We start from the raw sequence: 7,117 nt of genomic DNA, 5'->3' as shown, positions 1-7,117 counted from the left end.
TGTTCATGGGCCTTGAGTGCCTCGGCTGGATTCGGGTGCAAGCTTCGGGAAAAGAAATGGGGTGGCCGCAAGGCCACCCCTCTCGATAACCAGAAACTCGAAACTGCCGCTATGTTCCTTCCGACCAGCTGGCCAGGTACTCTTCCTGCTCCGGCGTCAGGCGGTCGATCTTGATGCCCATGGACTCCAGCTTCAGCCGGGCCACGCGCTTATCCAGCTCTTCCGGCACGGGATAGACCTTCTTCTCGAGCGAAGCGTGGTTCTTCACCAGGTACTGGACGGAGAGCGCCTGGTTGGCGAAGCTCATGTCCATCACCGAGGCGGGATGGCCTTCCGCTGAGGCCAGGTTGATGAGCCGGCCTTCGCCCAGCAGGTAAACCTTCTTGCCGTCCCGGAGGGAGTACTCCTCGACGAAGGGCCGGATGGTGCGCTTGGAAGAAGACAATTTCTCCAGGGCGGGGATATCAATCTCCACGTTGAAGTGCCCGGAGTTGGCGACGATGGCTCCGTTCTTCATGGTCTCGAAATGCTCGCGGGTAAGGACGTTCTTGTTGCCGGTCACAGTAACGAAGACGTCGCCCAGGCGAGCGGCCTCGTTCATGGACATGACGCGGAAGCCGTCCATCACCGCCTCCAGCGCGCGCGTCGGATCGACCTCACCGACGATCACATCCGCCCCCATGCCCTTGGCGCGCGACGCCAGGCCGCGTCCGCACCATCCGTAGCCGGCGATGACGAACTTCGAGCCTGCGATGAGCATATTGGTGGCGCGCACCACGCCGTCAATGGTCGACTGCCCGGTGCCATAGCGGTTGTCGAACAGGTGCTTGGTAAGCGCGTCATTCACCGCGATGATGGGATAGCGCAGCACGCCTTCCTTGGCCATGGCGCGCAGCCGGATGACTCCCGTAGTGGTCTCCTCGGTCCCGCCGAAGATGCCGTCCACCACGTCGGTGCGCTTGGTGAGCGCCGTGGTCACCAGATCGGCGCCATCGTCCATGGTGATATGGGGCTTGGTCTCCAGCGCCGCCAGGATGTGCTGGTAGTAGGTCTCGTTGTCCTCACCCTTGATGGCGTAGACGGGGATGCTGTAGTCGCGCACCAGCGACGCCGCTACGTCGTCCTGGGTGGAGAGCGGGTTGGAAGCGCAAAGCGCCACCTCCGCGCCGCCGTCGCGCAGGGTGACGGCCAGATTGCCGGTCTCGGTGGTGACGTGCAGGCAGGCCGCGATGCGCGTGCCCTTGAGCGGCTGGTTCTTGATGAAGTCCTTGCGGATGCTCTGCAGCACCGGCATCGACTGGTTGGCCCACTCCATGCGCTTCCTGCCCTGGTCGGCCAGTTCCAGGTCCTTGATATCGCACTTCACTTGCGTCGCTGTTGGCATACCTTTTCCGTTCGCTTTCGTCATGAGATGGCTGGACTGCCTTCAGGGGAAGAGTCCGAACCGGGGGACTCTCAAGGATACTCGAAACGGGCGCGGGCGGCGCTGCTCGCCGCCCGCTCCACTACTTGGCGGCCTTCGCCGTCTCCGCCTTCATCCCGGCCTGCTCACGCAGGGCGTCCGCTTTGTCGGTCCGCTCCCAGGTGAAATCCGGATCCTTGCGGCCGAAGTGTCCGTAGGCCGCGGTCTTGCGATAAATGGGCCGGCGCAGGTCCAGCGATTCGATGATGCCACGGGGAGTGAGCCGGAAATTGGCGCGCACCAGGCTTTCAAGCTTCTCTTCGGCCACCTTCCCTGTACCGAAGGTGTCCACCAGCACGCTCACCGGCTCGGCCACGCCGATGGCGTAGGCAATTTGCACTTCGCAGCGCTCCGCCAGGCCAGCAGCTACGATGTTCTTGGCGATGTAGCGCGCCACGTAGGCGCCGGAGCGATCCACCTTGGTCGGATCCTTGCCGCTGAAGCAGCCGCCGCCATGGCGGCCCATGCCGCCGTAACTGTCCACGATGATCTTGCGGCCGGTGAGGCCGGTGTCACCCATCGGTCCGCCCACTACGAAGCGGCCGGTAGGATTGATGTGGTACTTGGTGTCGGCATCCAGCAGCCGGGAAGGAATGGCGGCCTGAATCACGTGCTTGAGCACGTCGGCATGCAGCCGTTCGTTGTCCACGGTTTCCGAATGCTGCGTCGAGATCACCACCGCATCCACCCGCACCGGTTTGTGGTTCTCGTCGTACTCCACCGTGACCTGCGACTTGCCGTCCGGCCGCAGGTACTCCAGTTCGCCCTTCTTGCGCACTTCCGCCAGGCGCAGCGTGAGCTTGTGGGCCAGCATGATGGGCTCCGGCATGTACGCGTCGTTCTCATTGGAGGCATAACCGAACATCATGCCCTGGTCGCCGGCGCCGTCGCGGTCCACGCCCATCTTGATGTCGGGCGATTGCTCGTGAATGGAGCTGATCACCGAGCACGTCTGGGCGTCGAAACCATAGCCGGCGTCGATGTAGCCCACCGAAGACACGGTGCCGCGCACGATGGAAGGAAAGTCCACATAGGCCTTGGTGGTGATCTCGCCGGCGATGAAGGCCAGGCCCGTGGTCAGCAGGGTCTCGCAAGCCACGCGGCTGTACGGGTCTTCCGCCAGGCAGGCGTCCACAATGGCGTCGGAAATCTGGTCGGCAATCTTGTCGGGGTGACCCTCGGTCACGGACTCTGAGGTGAACAGAAAACGTCGCTTGGGTGCCAAATTCCTTCCTCCGGTTCGCTGAATCGCACGCTGCGGTGGGTTCGGAACAACCGCGGGGACGGCGCAGCAGATACTCTAAAGTAGCAGCAAAACCCCCTCCGGGCAACGCCTTGCAGCCAGCGGGAGCGTGAGCCGATTGGGCGGGAAAGGGACGCAGCGAATGGGACCGCTTCTCAGTTCTCAGTTTCTCAGACGCTGCCGGTGCGCCGCCACTTTCAGCCGGTTGCCGCAGCCTTGCATGCTGCACCAGCGCCGGGTGCGGCTGCGGGTGGTGTCATAGAAATAGAGGATGCAGGCAGGATTGCCGCAGCGACGAACGCGCGAGGGGTCATCTTCCGTCAGCAACCGCGCAGCGGATAAAGCGACGGGAGCGAGCGAGCCGAGGGTGTCGGCGGCTTCGCTCTGGCGCGCCGTGCGGAACCCGCCTGCCGCACGCACCAGTTGCAGGTGCTCGCGCCGCGCGCGCAATACCCGGTTGATGGCAGCGACCGAGGACGGCGGCACCGGCCGGCCCGCTGCCAGGCGCGCCGCCAGGCCTTCGACGGCAGCCCGCAACGCGCGCGCTTCCCGCAGCAGCTGCTGGCGGCGCGACTTCGTCCCGGTTGAGGGAGCAGCTGCGTCTGCCGCCTTCAGCCAGCGCCATACGTCGTCTCCGCTCTGCAGGTAGTCCACCGGACGGCCGTGCTCGATGACACGGGTATTGACGAAGTCCAGGCACAGCCGGTTGCCCACGAACAGGAAGCCCACGTCGCCCTCCCCCTGCCGATTATAAGTCCTGAAACTTTTCACCGATTCGCTCATCTTCTCGCTGTAACCGTCTATAATTATATTAGACGGTTATGGCCAGAATGTCGATGCAATCTCCGCATTGGCAGCCGGCCACATCCCCGAGGAGAGCACGCTATGACCCGCTATCGCCGAACGACCGTGGATGGCAACAAGATTTTCTATCGAGAGGCTGGTCCTAAAACTGCCCCCGCCATTCTGTTGCTGCACGGTTTTCCCACCTCTTCCCACATGTATCGCAACCTCATTCCGGCTCTGGCCGATCGTTACCACGTGGTTGCGCCGGACTTGCCAGGCTTTGGTTTTTCTGACGCCCCCGACCGCAAGCGTTTTCGCTACACGTTCGAGCAACTGGCCAGGACCATCGACGGCTTTACCCGGGCGATCGGTTTGGAGCGCTTCGCCATCTACGTGTTCGACTACGGCGCCCCGGTGGGATTCCGACTGGCCCTGGCGCACCCGGAGCGGATCACCGCGATCGTCTCGCAGAACGGGAACGCGTACGAGGAGGGCCTGAGCCAAGGCTGGAACCCGATTCAGCGATACTGGCAGCAGCCGACCGCGGAGAATCGCGCTGCGCTGCGTGACTTTCTCACTCCGGAGGCGACCCGGTCGCAATACCTGCATGGCGTGGCCGATGAAACGCTGGTGGCGCCGGAAGCCTATACGCTGGACTCAGCGCTGCTGGCCCGGCCGGGCAATGACGAGATCCAGCTCGACCTGTTCCTGGACTACGCCAGCAACGTCGCGCTGTACCCCAAATTCCAGGAGTACTTCCGGACCAAGCGGCCTCCGCTGCTGGCGGTGTGGGGCAAGAACGATCCGTTCTTCCTGCCCCCGGGGGCGGAAGCCTTCCAGCGCGACATTCCGGGCGCTGAAGTGCGGTTCTACGACACGGGCCATTTCGCGCTCGAAACGCACCATCAGGAGATCGCTGAGGCGATTCGGGATTTCCTCGGACGCAGCCTGATACTAGAGGGCAGGGTTGCCTGAGGCCAGCCAAGGGGCCGCGTAGTGGCGCGGCCCCGAAACCTGAAACGCCGGAGAAGACCGATGCAAATCATTTCCGTGAATGTGAGTCTGCCGCGAGAAGTTGCCTGGAAGGGCATGACCGTCCGCACGGGGATCTTCAAAGAGCCCGTGGAGGGAACGGTTACAATCCGGCAACTGAATCTTGAGGGCGACAGGCAGGCGGATCTTACCGTCCACGGGGGAGCCGACAAGGCGGTGTATGCGTATCCCTCCGAGCATTACTCTTACTGGCGCGGCCAACTGCCGGAGGTGCCGTTCTCCTGGGGCAACTTCGGCGAAAACCTGACCACCGAAGGGCTCCGCGAAGACACGCTCCACATCGGGGACCGCCTGCGAGTCGGGTCAGCCGTCCTGATGGTGACCCAGCCTCGCATGCCTTGCTACAAGCTGGAGGTTCGATTCGGGCGTGATGACATGATCAAGCGCTTCCTGGCCAGCGGACGCAGCGGATTCTACTTCGCGGTGGTGGAGCCGGGGAGCGTGGCGACGGGATCCGATATAGAGATACTGAGCCGCGATCCCCATCGGGTGTCGGTCGGGGACATCACCCAGGTCTACCTCGGTCACAGCCGCGACCTGGAACTGCTGGGGCGGATCCAGAACCTGAGTGCCCTGCCGCAGAACTGGAAGGAGGCGCTGCTACGCAAAGTGGAGGCTCACCCTCGCTGATGGACTATTTCGTCTCCGGCCTGGTTCATCAACCAGGCGCTAGGCAGCCGCCGCCGGCGCCGTCGCGAACAGCCTCTTCCACATCCAGCGCAGCATCTTCCAACCGGCCGCCAGTCCCACGCCCAGGGTAACGATCCACAGCAGCATCACCGGCAAGCGGAACAGGACGGCAATCATGAAGTTGGCATAAGTGGCGAGATTGTCGGCAGCGTCCCAGAACGCGGCCTTGACTTCGGCTGCGGGATGCCAGCGCACCGTCGTGGGCTGGACCACGGGCTCGGTGCGCAGCGTGACCGCCAGCGAGGCCATCTCGGTCTGGCGCGCCAGCAGGTTGAGCTGCCCCTGGGTGCGCTCGATGCGCCCGCGCACGTCGGCCAGGCGCTCGGCCACGGCGAGCGTATCCTTGATGGAGCCCGCGCGCCGCATGATCTCCAGATACTGCGCCTCTTCGGCGCGGAAGTTGCGCAGCGAGGATTCCAGGTCGACGTACTGTCCGGTGACGTCGCGCGCCTCGTCGCGTTCGTTCTCCACTCGCTGGCCCAGGCCGCGGATCGCTCGCCGCGCTTCTTCATAGCGGGCGCCGGGAACGCGGATAGTGATCGATACTGTTCGCTCACCGGCGTACCCCGAGGTTTGCTCCGACTCGACATAGCCGCCGAGGCGATAGGCAATCGTCCGAATTACTTCCGTGCTTTGACTCGGCTCGGAGACAATTAGATTCATGGACCCGTTTTGGATCATCCGGCGTATCTGCCCAGCCGGGCGGCGCTCCGAAGAAGGAGTCCCTCCGCCGAGCAGTTCTTTCGGGCCTGCAGGAATCTGCTGGTAGCTGATACTACCCGTCTCGTCGCTGGAGAAATGGCGTTGTCCGCTCTTACCGGGTTCTATTGGCTGCGCCTTTACATCGAAGGCTTCGGAAACACCGTCGCCGTCCTGATCCACGGGCGTGTAGGTGAAGTTGTACCCCGCCTTCTGCCCGGCTGTCAGGTTGGCATCCACGTAAGGCGCGAGCTCAGCGAGTTGGGGCGGATAGCCCGCCTGCGGATGCTCGGCCTTGTAGGTTGCCAGCGCAGTGTTCAGCGTCCTCACGGATCCCACCGCTGACGATTCATTGGCCGAGATACGCGAACGCAACAGGTTCGGCGTGGCCACTGCGATGATGGTGAGCAGGACTCCCAGAACGAGTGAAGCCGTCACCAGCCAGGAACCGATCTTCTTGCGGCTGACCATCGAGAGACGAAGCGCTTCAGACATAAGACTCTCCCCTCACCCGTAAAGAACGGGCGATGTGTGTTGGCTTGCAGTGTTTCCTTGGGGAGGGTCTATGCCTGGAAGGCCTGTTCACGCTTCAGCAAGCGGCGTGCCATTACCGAAGTAACTGAGAAACTGCGGATTTCTGAAGTGCAAGGTCCGGAGAGTGACACAACGAGACAGGCGAACGACAGATTCTGTCAGGACTTTGCTCTTGGCTTTTGGCTGTTGGCTCTTGGCTTACGGCTTATCGCTTATTGCTTATCGTTCTTTCCAGCTCGTCCACCGTCCTGGCCAGCTCTTCGACCACGCGGTTGGTGCCGAGGGCACGGAAGGTATCGACCAGCGAGCGGTAATACCACAGTGTTCCGTCGCGCCCGCCCTTGAAGCGCTCCCACACGTTGTCACCGACCAACCGGTAGTCAGACAGGATGGCGCGGGCGTTGTGCAGCTTGTCGGCGGCAGAGACCATGCGTCCGTCCGCGGAAGCGTGGGGCAAGTGGGCAAGATAGCGTTCCTTGCGCTCGCGCCAGGGAGGCTTGGGGATGGTGTCGGCGTCGGTGCACTCCTCGACCACGCGGGCCACGCGATGTCCGAACTGGCGACGGATGAGCCTCAGGGTCGGTTGCCCGCCGCAGTCTTCCACCGCGTCGTGCAGCAGGGCAGCGATGGCCAGGTCCTCGTCGCCGCCC

7 protein-coding genes are annotated in these 7,117 nt (G+C 63.2%); 2 read left to right on the top strand and 5 right to left on the bottom strand.

All coding sequences use genetic code 11. The features are described from left to right. Nucleotides 1–109 precede the first annotated feature (109 nt). The 3 genes from ahcY to VLE48_14050 all read right to left on the bottom strand — a co-directional run bounded on the left by ahcY (nucleotide 110) and on the right by VLE48_14050 (nucleotide 3,434). Nucleotides 110–1,384, bottom strand: a complete 1,275-nt coding sequence (gene ahcY, locus VLE48_14060) for an adenosylhomocysteinase (GenBank protein ID HSA94134.1) — start codon at nucleotides 1,382–1,384, stop codon at nucleotides 110–112. A gap of 121 nt (nucleotides 1,385–1,505) precedes the next feature. Beyond that, nucleotides 1,506–2,687, bottom strand: a complete 1,182-nt coding sequence (metK, locus tag VLE48_14055; GenBank protein HSA94133.1) for a methionine adenosyltransferase — start codon at nucleotides 2,685–2,687, stop codon at nucleotides 1,506–1,508. 180 nt (nucleotides 2,688–2,867) lie between these two features. Continuing rightward, nucleotides 2,868–3,434, bottom strand: coding sequence for an ABATE domain-containing protein (locus VLE48_14050; GenBank protein HSA94132.1), 567 nt, complete (start codon nucleotides 3,432–3,434; stop codon nucleotides 2,868–2,870). Nucleotides 3,435–3,590: 156 nt separating this feature from the next. Here VLE48_14050 and VLE48_14045 point away from each other — a divergent pair, with 156 nt between their 5' ends. Beyond that, nucleotides 3,591–4,466 carry an alpha/beta hydrolase gene (locus VLE48_14045; protein HSA94131.1) on the top strand — a complete coding sequence of 292 codons (876 nt, stop codon included), beginning with the start codon at nucleotides 3,591–3,593 and terminating at the stop codon, nucleotides 4,464–4,466. 60 nt (nucleotides 4,467–4,526) lie between these two features. Next, nucleotides 4,527–5,174 (top strand): MOSC domain-containing protein, encoded by a 648-nt coding sequence (locus tag VLE48_14040; protein HSA94130.1) that lies wholly within the window; start codon nucleotides 4,527–4,529, stop codon nucleotides 5,172–5,174. Nucleotides 5,175–5,213: 39 nt separating this feature from the next. Here VLE48_14040 and VLE48_14035 read toward each other — a convergent pair whose 3' ends face one another. Both VLE48_14035 and VLE48_14030 read right to left on the bottom strand, forming a co-directional pair. Then, nucleotides 5,214–6,428, bottom strand: a complete 1,215-nt coding sequence (locus VLE48_14035) for a DUF4349 domain-containing protein (protein ID HSA94129.1) — start codon at nucleotides 6,426–6,428, stop codon at nucleotides 5,214–5,216. 244 nt (nucleotides 6,429–6,672) lie between these two features. Further along, on the bottom strand, nucleotides 6,673–7,117 hold a 445-nt coding region (locus VLE48_14030; GenBank protein ID HSA94128.1), incomplete at its 5' end, for an HD domain-containing protein.

Source organism: Terriglobales bacterium (assembly GCA_035454605.1).
Taxonomy (GTDB): Bacteria; Acidobacteriota; Terriglobia; order Terriglobales; family Acidobacteriaceae; genus DATMAB01.
This window is presented reverse-complemented; position numbering and strand designations above follow the sequence as displayed.